At 63.8% G+C, this 17779-nt stretch carries 16 protein-coding genes; 11 read left to right on the top strand and 5 right to left on the bottom strand.

What is annotated here, in order from left to right:
- Positions 1–14: 14 nt before the first annotated feature.
- From ACMGF8_RS12115 to ACMGF8_RS12130, 4 genes are all read left to right on the top strand, one after another.
- The gene (locus ACMGF8_RS12115; protein ID WP_102861724.1) at positions 15–1457 is read left to right on the top strand and encodes an amidase; all 1443 of its coding nucleotides are present in this window, start codon (positions 15–17) and stop codon (positions 1455–1457) included.
- Positions 1458–1542: 85 nt separating this feature from the next.
- The gene (locus ACMGF8_RS12120; protein WP_102861521.1) at positions 1543–2313 is read left to right on the top strand and encodes an IclR family transcriptional regulator; all 771 of its coding nucleotides are present in this window, start codon (positions 1543–1545) and stop codon (positions 2311–2313) included.
- A 100-nt stretch (positions 2314–2413) separates the two neighbouring features.
- Positions 2414–2995: a YceI family protein gene (locus ACMGF8_RS12125; protein WP_416759762.1), complete on the top strand. Its 582-nt coding sequence runs from the start codon at positions 2414–2416 to the stop codon at positions 2993–2995.
- 1 nt (position 2996) lies between these two features.
- Positions 2997–4154: a phospholipase D-like domain-containing protein gene (locus tag ACMGF8_RS12130; RefSeq protein ID WP_102861523.1), complete on the top strand. Its 1158-nt coding sequence runs from the start codon at positions 2997–2999 to the stop codon at positions 4152–4154.
- A 240-nt stretch (positions 4155–4394) separates the two neighbouring features.
- Here the strand turns inward: ACMGF8_RS12130 and bglX are convergent, their stop codons facing one another.
- Entirely contained in the window at positions 4395–6686 is a 2292-nt protein-coding gene (bglX, locus tag ACMGF8_RS12135; protein ID WP_102861524.1) for a beta-glucosidase BglX, read from the bottom strand.
- Between the two features lie 399 nt (positions 6687–7085).
- On the opposite strand from bglX, the gene ACMGF8_RS12140 reads away from it, so the two are divergent.
- The 5 genes from ACMGF8_RS12140 (at position 7086) to ACMGF8_RS12160 (ending at position 11470) form a co-directional block, all read left to right on the top strand.
- Positions 7086–7694 carry a LemA family protein gene (locus ACMGF8_RS12140; protein ID WP_115581752.1) on the top strand — a complete coding sequence of 203 codons (609 nt, stop codon included), beginning with the start codon at positions 7086–7088 and terminating at the stop codon, positions 7692–7694.
- Complete coding sequence (locus tag ACMGF8_RS12145) at positions 7694–8644, top strand: TPM domain-containing protein (protein WP_102861526.1); 951 nt, start codon at positions 7694–7696, stop codon at positions 8642–8644. The genes ACMGF8_RS12140 and ACMGF8_RS12145 overlap by 1 nt, the downstream gene beginning before the upstream one ends.
- 33 nt (positions 8645–8677) lie before the next feature.
- Positions 8678–9436, top strand: a complete 759-nt coding sequence (locus tag ACMGF8_RS12150) for a TPM domain-containing protein (RefSeq protein ID WP_207816688.1) — start codon at positions 8678–8680, stop codon at positions 9434–9436.
- A gap of 29 nt (positions 9437–9465) precedes the next feature.
- Entirely contained in the window at positions 9466–10083 is a 618-nt protein-coding gene (locus ACMGF8_RS12155) for a TPM domain-containing protein (RefSeq protein ID WP_060837908.1), read from the top strand.
- 169 nt (positions 10084–10252) lie between these two features.
- Positions 10253–11470, top strand: coding sequence for a class I SAM-dependent methyltransferase (locus ACMGF8_RS12160; RefSeq protein ID WP_416759766.1), 1218 nt, complete (start codon positions 10253–10255; stop codon positions 11468–11470).
- On the opposite strand, the gene ACMGF8_RS12165 is transcribed toward ACMGF8_RS12160, so the two are convergent.
- Positions 11458–12372 carry a DMT family transporter gene (locus tag ACMGF8_RS12165; protein WP_102861529.1) on the bottom strand — a complete coding sequence of 305 codons (915 nt, stop codon included), beginning with the start codon at positions 12370–12372 and terminating at the stop codon, positions 11458–11460. The genes ACMGF8_RS12160 and ACMGF8_RS12165 overlap by 13 nt on opposite strands.
- Before the next feature lie 253 nt (positions 12373–12625).
- Here ACMGF8_RS12165 and ACMGF8_RS12170 point away from each other — a divergent pair, with 253 nt between their 5' ends.
- Both ACMGF8_RS12170 and ACMGF8_RS12175 read left to right on the top strand, forming a co-directional pair.
- A complete protein-coding gene (locus tag ACMGF8_RS12170) occupies positions 12626–13207 on the top strand; it encodes a DJ-1/PfpI family protein (RefSeq protein ID WP_115581755.1) in 582 nt (193 codons plus the stop codon).
- A 14-nt stretch (positions 13208–13221) separates the two neighbouring features.
- The gene (locus ACMGF8_RS12175) at positions 13222–13527 is read left to right on the top strand and encodes a ribbon-helix-helix domain-containing protein (protein ID WP_102861531.1); all 306 of its coding nucleotides are present in this window, start codon (positions 13222–13224) and stop codon (positions 13525–13527) included.
- Positions 13528–14082: 555 nt separating this feature from the next.
- On the opposite strand, the gene ACMGF8_RS12180 is transcribed toward ACMGF8_RS12175, so the two are convergent.
- The 3 genes from ACMGF8_RS12180 to ACMGF8_RS12190 are packed head-to-tail and all read right to left on the bottom strand — an operon-like array spanning position 14083 to position 17776.
- Positions 14083–14703 carry a hypothetical protein gene (locus ACMGF8_RS12180; RefSeq protein ID WP_060842687.1) on the bottom strand — a complete coding sequence of 207 codons (621 nt, stop codon included), beginning with the start codon at positions 14701–14703 and terminating at the stop codon, positions 14083–14085.
- 9 nt (positions 14704–14712) lie between these two features.
- Positions 14713–15168, bottom strand: a complete 456-nt coding sequence (locus ACMGF8_RS12185) for a hypothetical protein (protein ID WP_416759769.1) — start codon at positions 15166–15168, stop codon at positions 14713–14715.
- Positions 15169–15214: 46 nt separating this feature from the next.
- Entirely contained in the window at positions 15215–17776 is a 2562-nt protein-coding gene (locus ACMGF8_RS12190) for a TonB-dependent receptor (RefSeq protein WP_115581759.1), read from the bottom strand.
- Between the last annotated feature and the right edge of the window lie 3 nt (positions 17777–17779).

A 17779-nucleotide genomic window follows, 5' to 3' on the forward strand; every position in this document is an offset into this window, starting at 1 on the left:
AGCACAGCGAAGCAATGGCCAACGAGTCCATCGTCGAGTTGGATGCCTTGGCACTATCCCGGGCGATCCATGCGCGCGAGCTGTCCTGTCGCGAGGTGATGCAGGCTTATCTGCAGCAGATCGAGCGTTACAACCCGGGCGTCAATGCCCTGGTCTCTCTGTGCGATCCGCAGGATCTGCTGGCCCAGGCCGATGAGCGTGACCGGCAACTGGACCGGGGGCAGTCCATGGGCTGGATGCATGGCATGCCCCAGGCGATCAAGGATCTGGCAGCCACCGCAGGGCTGGCCACCAGCATGGGCTCGCCGCTGTTCGCCGATCAGGTACCCCAGGTGGATGCCATCAGCGTGGCCCGGGTCCGTGCCAGCGGCGCGATCATTGTCGGCAAGAGCAACGTGCCGGAGTTCGGCCTGGGCTCCCATACCTACAACCAGTTGTTCGGCACCACCGGCAATGCCTATGACAGCAGCCTGAGCGCGGGCGGCAGCAGCGGCGGGGCGGCGGTGGCCCTGGCCTTGCGCATGCTGCCGGTGGCCGATGGCAGCGACATGATGGGCTCGCTGCGCAATCCGGCGGCCTTCAACAACGTGTTCGGCATGCGCCCCTCCCAGGGGCGGGTGCCATTCGGCCCGACCCCTGAGCTGTTCGTGCAGCAACTGGCTACCGAAGGGCCGATGGGGCGCACGGTGGCTGATGTGGCGCGGTTGTTGAGCACCCAGGCCGGATATGATCCGCGAGTGCCCTTGTCCCTCAAGGACGATCCGGCGCTGTTGCAGGCGCCTCTGCAACGGGATGTACGTGGCCTGCGCCTGGGCTGGCTGGGTGACTACAACGGCTACCTGGCCATGGAGCAGGGCGTCCTGAGCCTGTGCGAAAAGGCCCTGGCCGATTTCACCCATCTGGGCTGTGAAGTGGAAAGCTGCCAGCCGGAGTTTTCCATGGCGCAGTTGTGGGACTGCTGGCTGGTGCACCGGCACTGGCTGGTCCAGGGTTCCCTGGGGCTGTTGCACAACGACCCGGACCAGCGCCGCTGGCTCAAGCCCGAGGCGCGTTGGGAAGTGGAGGGCGCGGCCAGCCTCAGTGCCGCGGACGTGTACCGCGCTTCCCAGAGTCGCAGCGATTGGTATCGCGCCTTGCTGCGGCTGTTCGAACGTTACGATTTTCTGCTGCTGCCCACGGCCCAGGTGTTCCCTTTCGATGCACGGCAGGCCTGGCCAAGGCAGATCGATGGGCAGGAAATGGACACCTATCACCGCTGGATGGAGGTGGTGATCGGTCCGACCCTGGCGGGCCTGCCCAGTATCAGCATTCCGGTGGGGTTCAATCTGGCGGGCCTGCCCATGGGCTTGCAGATCATCGGGCCGGCCCAGGCCGACCACGCCGTGCTGCAACTGGCCTATGCCCACGAACAACTGACGCACTGGGTGCGGCAACGCCCTCCGGGTAACCTGCTGTAACCAGGCAAATGCTGTTGATAGGGTTCTGAGGCCCGCATCTTGCTGGGAAAAACCTTTACCCATCTTCAGTCAGGGAGTTCGGACTATGGCCAGCAAGGTAGAAACCGGCAGCGTGCGTTCCGTGGAACGGGCCCTGGCCATCGTCGAGTTGCTGGGTCAGCACCAGGCCTTGGGCCTGGAGGAGCTGCACTACCTGACGGGCCTAGCCAAGGCCACGGTGTCGCGCATGTTGCTGACCCTGCAGGAGCAGGGCTGGATCTACCGTGGACTGAGCGACAGGCGTTATCGCCTGAGCGCCCGCAGCCTGTTCGGCGACAGCCGGCAACGCTTCAAGCGCCATCTGGTGGAGCAGGCGGCGCCCTGGATGCTGGAGTTAAGTGCACGCACCGGACTGGTCAGCGACCTGTCGAGTTTTGACGGTGAGCACCTTGAGGTCCTGGAAAGTGCGGTGCCTGCGGTGTTGCGCAAGCGCTACCCGAACAACAGCCGGATTGTCGGCCAGCATGCCAGCCTGTTTCATTCGGCCATGGGCAAGGCCTGCCTGGGGGCCCTGGCCAGTGATGAAGTCGAGCGTCTGGCCGAGCGTGAGCGAGTACCGGCCGAAGACCAGCAACAAGCTTGCGCCCAGTCCCAGCATCTGGGCTTCGGTCAGCGTACCGAGGGCCACTGGGAATATCCGGTACGACTGCCTTTTCTGATTCGTGCCGTGGCCCTGCCGTTGCAGGCCGAAGGCCGGGTGATCGGCAGCATCGCTCTGCATTGGCCGATGGACCTGAGCTGTGTCGAGCAGGTGCGCAATCGTCACTTGGGGTTGCTGGCCGACACCATCGAGCAATTGCAGAAGTCCATTGCCTGAACCATTCCCCGTCTGCAACGGCTGGGCCCCACTTGAGCGCGGTGTTTGCCAGCCCCCTGGCAGCCGGTTAAGGTGGCGCCTTCTGTTCACGGGAGCTTGCATGCGTACGCCGATCCGCCTTCTTATCAGCCTGCTCGGGGTACTTGCCCTGCCGGCCCAGGCCAACTGGTACCTGGACAACGAGTCTTCCCGGGTGTCCTTCGTGACCACCAAGAACGCCAGTATTTCCGAGGTCCAGCGCTTCCTGGTGTTGCACGGCAAGGTCGACGCCAAGGGCCAGGCCCGGTTGCAGATCGAGCTGGACTCGGTCAGCAGCGGCATTCCCCTGCGCGATGAGCGCATGCGTCAGGAGCTGTTCCAGGTCCAGCAGTTTCCCGAAGCGCAGATCACGACGCAGATCAACCTGCGGCCGATCAACGACCTGGCCCCCGGGGCGCAGATCGAGCTGCTGTTGCCGGTCACCGTGGCCCTGCACGGCCAGGAACACACCTACAACGCCGAGCTGCTGGCCACTCGCCTGGATGAGCGGCGTTTCCAGGTGGTGACCTTGGAACCGCTGGTTCTCAATGCCGAAGACTTCAACCTGGCACCGGGCCTCGATAGCCTGCGCAAAGTGGCTGGCTTGTCGGCCATCAGTTTCTCGGTACCGGTGGGTGCGGTACTGATCTTCACGGCGCGCTGAAATGCGCGGAGCGGTGTTCCCCTGGCGTGAAGGCAACCGCTTCGAGCTGTTGATCGACGGTCCCCAGTTCTTTCCGCGCATGCTGGTGGCCATTGCCCGCGCCCGGCAGCAGGTGGAGCTGGAGCTGTATCTGGTGGAAGCCGGCGCCTGTGCCGACGCTCTGGTCCAGTCCCTGGTCCAGGCTGCCGAGCGCGGGGTGCGGGTGCGCTGTCTGTTCGATGACTATGGCAGCCTGGCTTTTACCCAGGCCTTGCGCCTGCGCTTGACCACGGCCGGTGTCGAGCTGCGTTTCTACAACCGCCTGAAGTGGCGCCAGGGCTTTCTCAATCTGTATCGCGACCATCGAAAACTGTTGTTGGTGGACCAGTCCCTGGCCGTGGTGGGCGGTACAGGGGTTACCGATGAGTTCTGGCAGCCCGAGGACAACAGCTGCGACTGGCATGAAGTGATGGTGGAGATCGCCGGGCCCGCGGTGCTGGACTGGCAAAGGCTGTTCGACCGCCAGTGGAGCGCCAACCTGCGCAAGGGCGCCTGGCGGCCCGACGTGGATTTCGGCCTGCCCCATCTGCCCCGTGTGCCTGACTCGGGGGCGGGCATGGGCCGGGTGGCTTATGCCGACTCGCGTCAGCATCGCGACATCCTGCATTCACTGATTCGTGCCCTGCACAGCGGCCAGCAGCGCATCTGGCTGGCCACGCCTTACTTCTTGCCGACGTGGTCGGTGCGGCGCTCATTGCGCAAGGCCGCCGCCCGGGGCGTCGACGTGCGCCTGTTGCTGACCGGGCCGCACACCGATCACCCGGCCGTGCGCTATGCCGGGCACCGTTACTACCCGCGGTTGCTCAAGGCCGGCGTGCGGATTTTCGAGTATCAGCCGCGTTTCCTGCATTTGAAGATGGTGCTGGTGGACGACTGGGTCAGTGTGGGGTCGTGCAATTTCGACCACTGGAACCTGCGTTTCAACCTGGAAGCCAACCTGGAGGCCCTGGACCCGCCCCTGACCCACTCCGTGGCGGCGAGCTTTGAGGCGGACTTCGCCCAGAGTGAAGAGATCAGCCTGGCGCAGTGGCGCAACCGGCCGTTGTGGCGGCGGGTCAAGCAGCGGATCTGGGGTTGGGTCGACCGCTTGGTGGTCAACCTGCTGGACCGGCGCGGCTGACCGTCACGGCTGACATGGCTGGCTGTAGCCGCTGCCGGAGGCTGCGAACGAGCGCGAAGCGGTCGCGGCGGTCGTGAGTCCGATGGAGGTTTGGCGGTAGATCGACAAGCAAGGCCCTGCGGACCTTTGCGCAGCCTCGCAGGCTCGGCAGCGGCTACAGATATTGCAGCGATTGTGGGGATTGCTGGGATTGCAGAAGGAGGCGGCCGGCGCAGGTCCTGCGCCGGCCACTGACAGGCATCAGAGCAGTTCGAAGCTCTGTTGCTTGACGTCCTGGGAATCCAGGCCGATCTGTACATTGAAGTCGCCCGGTTCTGCGGCGTACTTGAGCTGGGCGTTGTAGAACTTCAGGTCATCCTCGGTGATGGTGAAGTGAATGGACTTCTCTTCGCCGGCCTTGAGCATGACTTTCTGGAAGTTCTTCAATTCCTTGATCGGGCGGATCATTGAGCCGGCCACGTCCTGGATATACAGCTGCACCACGGTTTCGCCGTCACGCTTGCCGGTGTTCTTCACAGTCACGCTGGCATCGAGCTTGCCGCTCTTGTTCAGGGTGGTGGAGGACAGTGCCATGTCCGACAGGCTGAAGCTGGTGTAGCTCAAGCCATAGCCGAACGGATACAGCGGGCCGGTGGTGTCGTCGAAGTACTGCGAGGTGTAGTTGCCCGGCTTGCCCGGCGTGAACGGCCGGCCAATGGTCAGGTGGTTGTAGTAGGTGGGAATCTGGCCCACGGAGCGAGGGAAGGTGATCGGCAGCTTGCCCGACGGGTTGTAGTCGCCGAACAGCACGTCGGCAATGGCGTTGCCGCCCTCGGTGCCGCTGAACCAGGTTTCCAGGATGGCGTCGGCTTGCTGGTTTTCTTCCAACAGTGACAGCGGCCGGCCATTCATCAACACCAGCACCAGAGGCTTGCCGGTGGCCTTGAGGGCCTTGATCAGCTCGCGCTGGCTGGCGGGGATGTGCAGGTCGGTGCGGCTCGAAGACTCGTGGGACATGCCACGGGACTCGCCCACAGCGGCCACGATCACGTCCGCCTGCTTGGCCGCCTTGACCGCTTCGTCGATCATCTGCTGCGCCGGACGCGGGTCGTCCACCACTTCCGGGGCATCGAAGTTGAGGAAGTTCAGGTAGTCCACCACCTTCTTGTCGGCGGTGATGTTCGAGCCCCGGGCGTACACCAGTTGGGCCTTGTCACCCAGGACGTTGCGCATGCCGTCGTACAGCGTCACCGACTGTGCCGGTACGCCAGCGGCGGCCCAGCTGCCCATCATGTCGATGGGGGCCTTGGCCAGGGGGCCGACCAGGGCGATCTTCGCGGTTTTCTTCAGCGGCAAGGTGTCGTTGTGGTTCTTCAGCAGCACCAGGCTGCGGCGGGCGATGTCCCGGGCGTCGCTGCGGTGCAGGCGGCTTTCGGCGTTGGTGTCGGCCGGGTCGTCCTCGGCCTTGCCGATGCGCACATAAGGGTCCTTGAACAGGCCCATGTCGTACTTGGCCGCCAGCACTTCACGCACCGCGTTGTCGATGTCCTTCTGCTCGATCTCGCCGGACTTGAGCAGCCCCGGCAGTTCCTTGCCGTACAGCGAGTCGTTCATGCTCATGTCGATGCCGGCCTTGATTGCCAGCTTGGCGGCCTCGCGACCGTCCTTGGCGACGCCGTGGCGGATCAGCTCGATGATCGCCCCGTGGTCGCTCACCGCCAGGCCCTTGAAGCCCCATTCCTTGCGCAACAGGTCGTTCATCAGCCAGGTGTTGGAGGTGGCCGGCACGCCGTTGATGGAGTTCAGGGCCACCATCACTCCGCCGGCACCGGCGTCAATGGCTGCGCGGTAGGGCGGCAGGTAGTCCTGGTACATCTTCACCGGGCTCATGTCGACGATGTTGTAGTCGCGACCGCCCTCTACTGCGCCATACAGGGCGAAGTGCTTGACGCTGGCCATGATGCTGTCCGGCAAGGCCGGGCTCTGGCCCTGGTAGGCATTGACCATGACCTTGGCGATGCGCGAGACCAGGTAGGTGTCTTCGCCGAAGCCTTCGGAGGTACGGCCCCAGCGAGGATCGCGGGAGATGTCCACCATCGGCGCGAAGGTGATGTCCAGGCTGTCGGCGCTGGCCTCCTTGGCGGCGATGCGCCCGGAGCGACCGATGGCGTCCATATCCCAGCTGGACGCCAGGGCCAGGCTGATGGGGAAGATGGTCCGGTGGCCGTGGATCACGTCATAGGCGAAGAACATCGGGATCTTCAGCCGGCTGCGCATGGCCGCGTCCTGCATCGGCCGGTTTTCCGGGCGGGTGATGGAGTTGAAAGTGCCGCCGATATTGCCCGCGGCGATTTCCTTGCGGATCAGCTCGCGGGGCATTTCCGGGCCGATGCTGATCAGGCGCAACTGGCCGATCTTCTCTTCCAGGGTCATGCGCTTGAGCAGGTCGTTGATAAAGGCGTCTTTGTTTTCCAGGGGGACCGGGGCAGATTCGGCCAATACAGGGTGACTGGCCAGGCTGACCAGCAGGCCCAGCAAACACAGCTTATTCATGAATAGTGTTCTCAAGGGCTCAAGACCGACGCATGAGTGACGCGTCGAACAGCCAAAATTTAGGGAGCGACTATTGTTGTTCAGATAAATCCAGCACACTTCAGGCCGTGTGAAAACCACTGCGTTCGGCAATACGGCGTTAAAAACAGGCTCGTGCGCGAGTCCGATCGGAATGCTCATGTAGGCTCCTACACTTCGCGTTCTCGCCTGTTTTTGCTTTGTCTTGCCTTCACTCGCGACGTTTTCACACCGCCTTATTTCTGAACTCTTTTTCGCGCTGGGCATCTTTTAGCCCATCAGCCCGATGCATTCCAGTGGCGCAGGCAGATTTTGCCCCACAGGATGTGTGAAAACGGGCAAAAGATTCTTTTCCATCAGGTTGTGCAAGGAGCTCCACCCATGAACATCACCCAAAGCCTGCGCTTGAGCTGGCCCGTCGCTGCCCTGTTGTTGCTTGCCAGCCTGCTCAGCGGCTGCGGCATCAACAACATTCCGACCCTGGACGAGCAGGTCAAGGCCGACTGGGGCCAGGTGCAGAACCAGTATCAGCGCCGCGCCGATCTGATCCCCAACCTGGTGGAGACCGTCAAGGGCTACGCCAAGCACGAGGAAGCCACCCTGACCGCGGTGATCGAGGCGCGGGCCAAGGCCACTTCGATCCAGGTGGACGCCAGCACCCTGGACAACCCGGAAAAACTCAAGCAGTTCCAGCAGGCCCAGGATCAGTTGAGTGGTGCCCTGAGCCGTCTGATGGTGGTCTCCGAGCGTTATCCGGATCTGAAGGCCAACCAGAACTTCCTGGCCCTGCAATCTCAGCTGGAAGGCACCGAGAACCGCATCGCCGTGGCCCGCCGCGACTTCATCCTCGCGGTGCAGAAGTACAACACCGAGATCCGCACCTTCCCCGGTCGCCTGTGGCACAGCCTGATGTACAGCGACCTGCCGGTGCGTGAAACCTTCGAGGCCACCAGCCCTGACGCCGACAAAGCGCCGCAAGTGAAATTCTGATGGCCCTCGGGCAGCGCGTGCTACGAGGCGCGCTGCTGTGGCTGGGGCTGGTGAGTGGCGCCGTACTGGCGCAACCCTCAGGTTCAACACCCATGGATGGGGTGCCGTTGCGTGCGACGCAGCCCTCTGTCCAGGTCGGGCCTGCACCGGCCACGGCCACGGCGACAGCGGCACCGATTGCAAGCCTGTTCCCCCCGTTGACCGGGCGTGTGGTGGACACCGCCCAGTTGCTGACGCCTTCGGCGCAGGTCTACCTGACGCAGATGCTCGAACGGCTTGAACAAAGCACCAGCGACCAGGTGGTGGTGGTCACGGTGCCGAGCCTGGGCGGCTACAGCATCGAGGAGTTCGGCCTGCAACTGGGCCGGCACTGGGGCATCGGCCGCAAGGACAGGAACAACGGTGTCCTGCTGCTGGTGGCCAAGGACGAGCGCCAGGTGCGGATCGAGGTGGGCTACGGGCTGGAAGGGCGGATCGACGATATCTGGGCGCACCTGATCATCAACGACTCGATCATTCCGTACTTCAAGGATGAGCTGTACTCCTCCGGGATCATTACCGGCACCACCTCCATCGTGCGTCTGCTGGAGCCCAACAGCACGCGGATGCTGGAGCATCGCTGGGTGGTGCAGAGCTGGTACCAGCAGATCGAATGGCTGTGGTGGTTCAAGCTGGTGTTTTTCTCGGTGTTCGTCGGCGTGCCGCTGGTCGGGCTCTTGCTCTACACGCGCGACGACGGTGAAGCGGCAAGCGCCGGGCGGCGGGACACCGGCGATGACTCGTCCAGGCGCGAGCCCAGGGCCGAGCGCGACAGCCGTGCGAGCAGCGGTTCATTCGACTGGTTCGACTCCAGCAGCTCCAGCTCCAGCTCCAGTTCCAGCTCGGATTCGGACAGTTTCAGGGGCGGCGGTGGCAGTTTTGGCGGTGGCGGGGCGTCTGGCAGTTGGTAGTACACGCGGACAAACATTAAGGATGAGGTGCTGATGCGACTCTATAAAATCGGCCTGGTGCTGTTGCTCTGGGTCTTCGCGGTCTCGGCCCAGGCCGAACTCAGGTTCCCGGCCCTGACCGGGCGGGTGGTGGACGACGCGCAGATGATCGAGCCGAGCGTCCGCGCCCAGCTGACTCGGCAACTGCAAGCCCACGAACAGGCCACCAGCGAACAGGTGGTGGTGGTGACCCTGCCGGACCTGCAAGGCGCCAGCATCGAGGAGTTCGGCTACCAGTTGGGGCGCCACTGGGGCATCGGCCAGAAGGACAAGAACAACGGCGCGCTGCTGATCGTCGCTCGGGACGAGCGCAAGCTGCGCATCGAAGTGGGCTACGGCCTGGAGGAGCGCCTGACCGACGCCCAGGCCTCGGTGATCATCAACCAGGTGATCACCCCGGCGTTCAAGACCGGGCAGTTCAGCAAGGGCATCAGCGACGGGGTTTCGGCCATGCTCCTGGTGCTCGGCGGCACGCCGCTGGACGAGCCGGCCACGGCCTACGACAGCGGCGGCGAGAGCAGCGACCAGGAGGATTTTGTCCAGCGTCACCCGTGGCTGTTCCTCTTCATGGTGCTGCTGTTCATCCTGGTGGTGATGGTGGCGCAGGCGCTCGGTTTCATCACCACCACCAGCGGTCGTGGCGGTGGTGGGGGTGGTTTCGGCGGTGGCGGTTTTGGTGGTGGGTCCGGCGGTGGCGGCTTCAGCGGTGGCGGCGGCAGTTTTGGCGGCGGCGGTTCCTCCGGCGGCTGGTAACTCAAAATAAGAAGCGGAAATCCAACGACATGGCATTACTCAGTGAATACGAACAACGGCAAGTGGCCGAAGCCATTGCCCGGGTGGAGCAGCAGACCGACGCCGAACTGGTGACAGTGCTGGCCGCCCGGGCCGACGACTACGCCTATATCCCGCTGCTCTGGGCCAGCCTGCTGGCGCTGGTGGTGCCGGGGCTGGTGCACTACGCCACCGGCTGGCTGAACATGCACCTGTTGCTGCTGGCGCAATGGGCGACCTTCATCGTGCTGTGCCTGGTGTTTCGCCTGCCGCGGATCACCACCCGGCTGATCCCGCGCTCGGTACGTCACTGGCGGGCCTCCAACCTGGCCCGGCGCCAGTTCCTCGAACAGAACCTGCACCACACCGTGGGCGGCACCGGGGTGCTGATCTTTGTCAGCGAAGCCGAGCGCTACGTGGAAATCCTCGTGGACGAAGGCATTTCCAAGCGTCTGGATAACAAGCAGTGGAACGGTATCGTGCGCAACTTTACCCAGCAGGTCCGGCAGGGCCAGACCCTGCAGGGCTTCCTCGACTGCATTGAGGCCAGCGGCGAACTGCTCAAGGCCCATGTGCCCCTGACCCAGGTGCGCAATGAATTGCCCAACCGCCTGGTGGTGCTCAACTGAGCCCCTTGGGGGCCGGCTTGCCGGCCCATGGCCCCTGAGCCTCGCACTGCCCTGGGGAGACGATTTTTTTACCGTCGGGTGAATAACTCCGTGCCCCGACGGGGTTTGCTCCCTAAAATACCCGCCATTCCCTGATTCACACCCCGCATCGCCCGAGGCACCTGCCCCCATGTCCGTTACCGCTCCTTCCGCCCGCTCCGCGCCGGATCATCACGCCCAGTTCCTGCAATTGCTCGACACCAGCCTTGCGCAGAACGCCTTTATCAAGCTGGTACTGGCCAAGCACGTGGGCCCGGAGGCGGACCTGCAACGCCTGATCATCAAGCAACTGACGGTCAAGGAGCAGCCGTGCCTGTCCTTCGTCTATCGCTACAAGACCCGCGACATCACCAAGAACTTCACCCTGGACGAAGGCAGCGCCGCCATCGCCGAGCTGCTGCCGGCTGCGTTCAAGAATGCCCACCTGCTGACCCTGACCGACGAAGTGCAGCTGGAATACAGCAAGAAGGGCAAGAGTTCGCTGTTCAAGGGCAAGCCGCAAATCCAGCGCGATGTGCCGTCCGCCGAGCACAACCGCGAGAAGAACCGCTTTCTCGACCTGAGCCGGCCTTTCCTGGCCGATCTTGGGGTGACCAACAAGCAGCACGAACTGATCCCGGCCATGTCGCGCAAGTGGAAGCAGATCAACAAGTTCATCGAGGTCTTCAGCCACGCCCTGGGCAGCTCGCCGATCAAGCTCGATCAGCCGGTGCGGGTCGCGGACTTCGGCTCCGGCAAGGGCTACCTGACGTTCGCCATCCACGATTACCTGCGCAACACCCTCAAGGCCGAGGGCGAAGTCACCGGCGTCGAATTACGCGAGGACATGGTGACCCTGTGCAACACCGCGGCGCAGCGCCTGGAACACCCGGGCCTGGTGTTCAAGTGCGGTGACGTGCGCAGCGTAGCCCCCAGCCAGCTGGACGTGATGATCGCCCTGCATGCCTGCGACATCGCCACCGACTACGCGATTCACACCGGCATCCGCTCCGGCGCGGCGATCATCATGTGCTCGCCGTGCTGCCACAAGCAGATCCGCCTGCAGATCCAGAGCCCGGCGCTGCTCAAGCCGATGCTGCAATACGGTCTGCACCTGGGACAGCAGGCGGAGATGGTCACCGACAGCCTGCGGGCGCTGTTCCTCGAAGCCTGTGGTTATGAAACCAAGGTCTTCGAGTTCATCTCCCTGGAGCACACCAACAAGAACAAGATGATCCTGGCGGTCAAGCGCGCCGAGCCGGTTGACCCGACCCAGTTGCTGGCCAGGATCGAAGAACTCAAGGCCTTCTACCAGATCAGCGAACACTGCCTGGAAACCCTGCTCAAGGCCGATGGCTATCTCGGCTGAGGGTTGGTCAGCGGCGTGGGCAGCGGGGCGGCCGGGCGCACCGCGGTCTTGCGCCCCACGACCACGGTGAGGATCACGCCCACCGCGAACACCCAGGTAATGGGCTGCACCTGTTCATCGAAGAACAGCGCGGAAAAGGCGATGGTGAAGAAAATCTGCAATAGCTGGATCTGGCTCACTCGGGCAATTCCGCCCATGGCCAGCCCGGCATACCAGGCGAAAAAACCCAGGAACTGCGAGAACAGCGCAACGTAGCCGAAGGCCCACCAGGTCCTCATGGAAATCGCTCCCTGGTGCTGCGCCGCCAGGTACCACACCGGGCCGATCAGCAGCGGCGTGGACAGCACCAGGGCCCAGCAGATCACCTGCCAGCCACCCATCTCCCGCGCCAGCCGGCCACCTTCGGCATAACCCAGGCCGCCCACGGCAATCGCCCCGAGCATCAGCACATCACCGGCCTGGATGCTGCCCGCGCCACTGAGCAGCGCATAACCCAGTACCAGCGCACTGCCCAGGGCGGCGCAAGCCCAGAAGGCCTTCGACGGCCGTTCGTGGGACAGCCACGCCGCATACAGCGCCACGCACAACGGTTGCAGGCCATTGACCAGGGCGCCGTGGGACGCGGGCAGGGTCTGCATGGCCCAGGCCGAAAGCACCGGAAAACCGAGGATTACCCCGAGAATCACCACGCTCAGGCCTTTGACCTGTTTCCAGGTCGGCCACTTCTCCCGGTGCCAGAGCAGCAGCAAGGCCGCCGGGATCGCCGCGAACAGCGCGCGGCCCAGGCCGTTGAGCAAGGGGTGCATCTGCTCCACCACGATCCGGGTGAAGGGCAGGGTCAGGCTGAAAATGATGACACCCAGCAGGCCGAGGGCCATGCCGGTGTTTTCGCGCGAGGACATGAGGGGCTACCAGAATTCGTACAGGGACACAGGAGCTTGCATCTAGCCATAAAGCCGGCCGGTGCGGCTGTTACAGCTGGCGGCAGAGTTGTCCGTACAGTTGGAGGGGGCAGTTGCAGGCCACAGGCTGCAAGGCGTCCACTTACCGCTTGAAGCTTACCGCTGTAGTACCGGGTTATTACCCGGCCCGCGGGAATGGGGCTACCTTGAGTACTCCTTCTGCCCATGTATTTCCCTGATAGGAGTCCACTCCATGGCCGCGAAAAAGATCCTCATGCTGGTTGGCGATTACGTCGAAGACTACGAAGCGATGGTGCCGTTCCAGGCCCTGCTGATGGTCGGCCACCAGGTGCACGCGGTGTGCCCCGACAAGAGCGCCGGGCAGACCGTGCGCACGGCGATCCATGACTTCGAGGGCGACCAGACCTACAGTGAGAAACCGGGTCACCTGTTTACCCTCAACCACGACTTCGCCCAGGTCCGCTCCGCTGATTACGACGCCCTGCTGATCCCCGGCGGACGTGCTCCGGAATACCTGCGGCTGAACGAAAAGGTCCTGCAACTGGTCAAGGAATTCGACCAGGCCGGCAAGCCGATTGCCGCGGTGTGCCATGGCGCGCAACTGCTGGCGGCGGCGGGCATTCTCGAAGGCCGCGAGTGCAGCGCCTACCCGGCCTGTGCCCCGGAAGTGCGGCTGGCCGGTGGCACCTACATCGATATCCCGGTGACCGAAGGCCACGTCCAGGGCAATCTGGCCACCGCTCCGGCCTGGCCGGCGCACCCCAGCTGGCTGGCGGGTTTCCTCGGCCTGTTGGGCACCCAAATCACCCTGTAAGCGAGGACCACGCCATGTGCGAGCTGTACGTCAAGGCCGACCCGATTCTCTACGAATCCCGTTCCCGCTCGCTGCGCATCTGTGGCGTGGTCACCACCTTGCGCCTGGAAAACCAGTTCTGGGACATCCTCAGCGAAATTGCCGAAGTGGATGGCATGACCACCAACCAGCTGATCGCCAAACTCTATGAAGAGGTCATGGACTATCGCGGCGAAGTGGTGAACTTCGCCTCCTTCCTGCGGGTCAGCTGCACCCGTTACCTGAGCCAGCGCCGCACCACCGCCCCCGATCTCAGCCTGGTGCGGCGCAACGCACTGTAGCCGCTGCCGCAGGCTGCGAACGGCCCGCAGGGACGCGGGGGGGCTGAAGGCCGCTGGAGGTTTGGCGGGCGATCGCCAAGCAAGGTCCTGCGGACCTTTGCGCAGCCTCGCGAGCTCGGCAGCGGCTACAGGGTCGATGCCGGGTCGGGATTTGTGTAGCCGCTGCCGCAGGCTGCGAACGGCCCGCAGGGACGCGGGGTTCTGCAGGCCGCTGGAGGTTTGGCGGGCGATCGCCAAGCAAGGTCCTGCGGACCTTTGCGCAGCCTCGCGGGCTCGGCAGCGGCTACAGGGTCGATGCCGGGTCGGGATTTGTGTAGCCGCTGCCGTAGGCTGCGAACGGCCCGCAGGGGCGCGGGGGGCTGAAGGCCGCCGGAGGTTTGGCGGGCGATCGCCAAGCAAGGTCCTGCGGACCTTTGCGCAGCCTCGCGGGCTCGGCAGCGGCTACAGGCTGATTTTGCTGAGGAAGCCAGGTGGTTCCGGTTCAGGGAGCACCGACAGCACTTTGAGGCGTTGCAGGTGTTCGCGAAGGTTCAGGGCCGCGGCAAAGGCTGAGGGCTAGAGCCCCAGGCGTGCCAGCTGGCGCAGGTCGGCGATCACCGCCGGGTTGCCGCCTTCGAGCACATCCAGGCGCATCTGCGCGATCAGCGATTTCAGCAGCTCGGTCTGGGTCATACGGGTGGCTTGCAGCAGGCGCGCGAGATCCTCGGCCACATAGTGGTTGACCTTCAGCGACAGGCGTTTCATGGCCGGTACGGCCGGCAACTGGCGGGCCTCGGCCTGTTCGGCCAGGTACGCGGCGAAGCCCTCATGCACCTGCTCCAGGGAAGACGCCGGAGGAGCGCTGAAGTAGTAGCTGAAGAACAGTTTGCGCATCTGTACTCCGGCGTCTTCGGCCACCGAGTGCATCGCGGCATCCAGCACATCGAGGTAGACCGCCGGCAGCCGCGCCTCGATGGAGGTCAATGACTGCTTGCGGGCTTCCTTGATCGCCGGCGTCGACTGGGGCGGGATGGCCACCACCGTGGCGCACAGGTCGCAGACCCCCACCAGGACCTCCCGGGCCTGGCCGTTGCCGTCGCTGAAAGGGACGTCGCGGCGGGTGTAGGTGATGCCCACGACCTGTTGGCAATGCTCACAAAGCGCCTTGCCCCGGTCGCCCTGCAGATAGAGTTTCATGGGTTGCCCTCATCGGTGAACGCTGATGAACCAGGTTTCTGGCTCGATAAAGTAGAACTTGATGTACCAGCCCGCCTTCTTCAGCACATGGACGGCAAGGTCCGGGACGCTGTGGTGGGCACTGCAATGGTGGTCGGAGCCCTTGCAGGCGCCGATGACCTCGATCAGTTGGCCAGCCGAAACCTCGCCAGTGGCCAGCAGGTTCTTGACCTCGATCGAACCGCGCGCGGCATGCAGATAGTTGCCGCTTTGTAGTGCATTGATCAGGTCCCGCCTGACCTTCCTGAAGCCTCTGTCCATGATGCGTTCTCGGTTGTACGACAGTCGTCGTACGTAATCAATGGGACGTTGACTGAAAGCGCCCAACGGCCTTTCAGCGGTGTTCAGGGGGGGAGTCGATCTTAGCCCGGCAGGCGCGGGCGGCAGGGCCGGGCTAACGGCTTGCAATACATCGGTGATGGCCAACGGCTGGCCTGCTGCGGTGCGTCCGATGCACCGCAGCCAGTGGCCGTCAGAAGAAGCGGGTCACGCTGATCTTGGCGTTGCGCCCGACGCTGTAGGCGTTGTCGCCGCTGAGGGCCGGACGGTAGTCGCGGTTGAACATGTTATCCAGGGTGAAGTTGACTTCGGTGCCCTTGAGATAGGCCTGCTGGGGTTTCCAGTTGGCGAACAGGCCCTGCACGTTGTAGCGATCATTGCCGTACTGGTCCCAGTAGGAATCACCCAGGCTACTGGCCGGGCCGCTGGGGTATTTGTCGCTGGGCAGGCGGTCGGTCTGGCGTACCCATTGGCCTTGCCAGCCGACCTGGGCATCCCACTGGGGAATCTTCACTCCCAGGGTCGCCACCCATTTGCGCGGCGGAATGTCCCGGGCCCAGACGTTCGGCCCCCAGGGGTTGGTGTAGGCGCCTTGGTGCTTGCCGGTGATCCACGAGTAGGACAGTGCGCCGAACAGGTAGGTGGAGTCGTAGTAGCTCTCGACTTCAAAGCCCTTGATGGTCAGGTCGCCGATGTTGCGATACACCGACATCGGCGACTCCTTGCACACCTGGGCGATGCTCTTGCCGGTGCTCAGTTGTTCCGCGCAGCCGATGCCGGTGGCCTTGAGGATCTCGTTGCTGATCTTGTTCTGGAACACCGTGGTGCGGATCTGCACGTTGTCGTTGTCGGTCAGCACCTTGGAGAAGTTGTGGAGGGTCCCCGCGCGCAAAGCGGTGATGCGCTCCGGGTCCAGGTTGCGGCTGGTGGCCGAGCGCGTGCTGCCGGGGGCCTGGACCTCGTACTGCTCGTCGATTACCGGTGCGCGCCAGGTCTTGCTGTAGTCGGCGAACAGCGCCAGGTTCGGATTGACGTTCCAGAACGCCGAGAGGCGCGGCGACCAGCCGGTGTAGGTCTTGTCGCCGTAGTCATGGCCGTCCTTGGGGCTGGTGCTGTTGTACAGCGGCGCGTCGTTTTGCTCGCCACGGTTGCGCACATGGTCGTAGCGCAGCGATGGAGTCAGGGTGAAGTCCCCCAGGGTTATCGCGTCCTGGATGTAGAAGGCGTTGTTGTCGACCTTGCCGTGGGGCATGAAGCCCGGTTGGTAGTGGCCGTAGTTGTATTTGGGCACTTCATAGGTCTTGCCCGGCATCCACATGTCCACCTCACGGGTGTGCTTGCGGATCTGCGCACCTGTGGTGAAGGCGTGTTCCAGGGGACCGGTGCTGAAGCGGCTGATGTTGGTCACTTCGAGGATCTTGTCCTCGTAGCCCACGGTGATCTTGCGCCCGCCAGTGACCGGTTGATAGAAGGCGGTCGGGCCGCGCTCGTCGGTCTGGTCGGTCTTGGAGTTGGAGTACTGGACCTTGAGGTCGACCCAGGGGTTGTCCACCGGCTGGTACTCGTACTTGGTCAGCCAGGTGGTGTCGATGGTGTTGCGCTGGGCCAGGTAGCGCTTGGTGGCGCCGTCATAACCGTACTTGTCGATGTTGGCCTTGCTGGGCGGCGCTGGGTAGGTCTTGGCCGAGAAGGGCGCCCAGATGTCGCTGTTGGAGCGCATGTAGCTGAATCCCAGGCGATGCTCGTCGGTCAGTTGCATGTTGAACTTGTAGAGTTCGCCATCCAGGTCCTGAGCGGTGTTGGGCTGGCGCTTGGGGTTGATCAGGTACTCGTTGCGCGGATCGGGAATGGAGCTGGCCAGCTTCATGTCGTCGCCGTCGCGCTTGGTCCAGTAGGCCAGAGCGTCGAAGCGATGGTCATCGGAACGGCCATACACGGCCGAGGTGTAGGCCTGTTGATGGTCGTTGCTGCTGTAGCCGTACTTGACCATGGCGCCGACATTGCGCCCGTCCTGCAACAGGTCCGGGGCATCCTTGGTCTCGGTGTGCACGGTGCCGCCGAAACCGCCGTTGCCGGTCTTCGGCGAGTGCGGGCCTTTCTCCACTTCAACCCGCCGGATCAGTTCCGGCTCGATGAAAATCACTCCCTGCTGGTAGCGCTCGAAGCCGCTCTTGGTGGCGCCGTCGACGGTGATCGGCACGTCTTCGGCATCCCCCAGGCCCCAGATATTGATGGTCTGGCCGCCGGGTTTCAGCGAGCCGCCCAGGCTGACCCCGGGCAGGGTGTCGATCAGGCTGACCACGTTGTTGGACTGATGGCGATCGATTTCCGCCTGGTTCAGGGTCGAGCGGCCAACGCTGGCGGCGTCCACCTCGGTGCCGTTGCCGATCACGCTCATGGCCCCCAACTGCAGGGCCGAACCGCTGCTGAGGCTGGTCTCGGCAGGGCGCACGATGTAGGTGTTGTCGACCTTCATCAGATTGAACTGGCCGTTCTGCAGCAGGGTGCGGATCGCCTCTTCCGGGCTGTAGTCGCCTTGCAGGGCCGGGGCCTTGGCATTGCGCAGCAGTTGTTCATCGAACAGCAGCTGGATTTTCGCCTGCTGGGCGATCTGGCTCAGGGAGGCGGCCAGAGGTTGCGCCGGCAACTGGAAATGCAGCGGCCCGGCATGGGCCTGCAGGCTGAATGCCAGGCAGGCGGCGAGCAGGGTCGGGCGGGTACGGACTAACGGAACAGGCAAGAACGCGCGAAACATGAC

This window comes from Pseudomonas sp. BNK-7, from assembly GCF_048072025.1.
GTDB classification, from domain to species: Bacteria; Pseudomonadota; Gammaproteobacteria; order Pseudomonadales; family Pseudomonadaceae; genus Aquipseudomonas; species Aquipseudomonas danubii.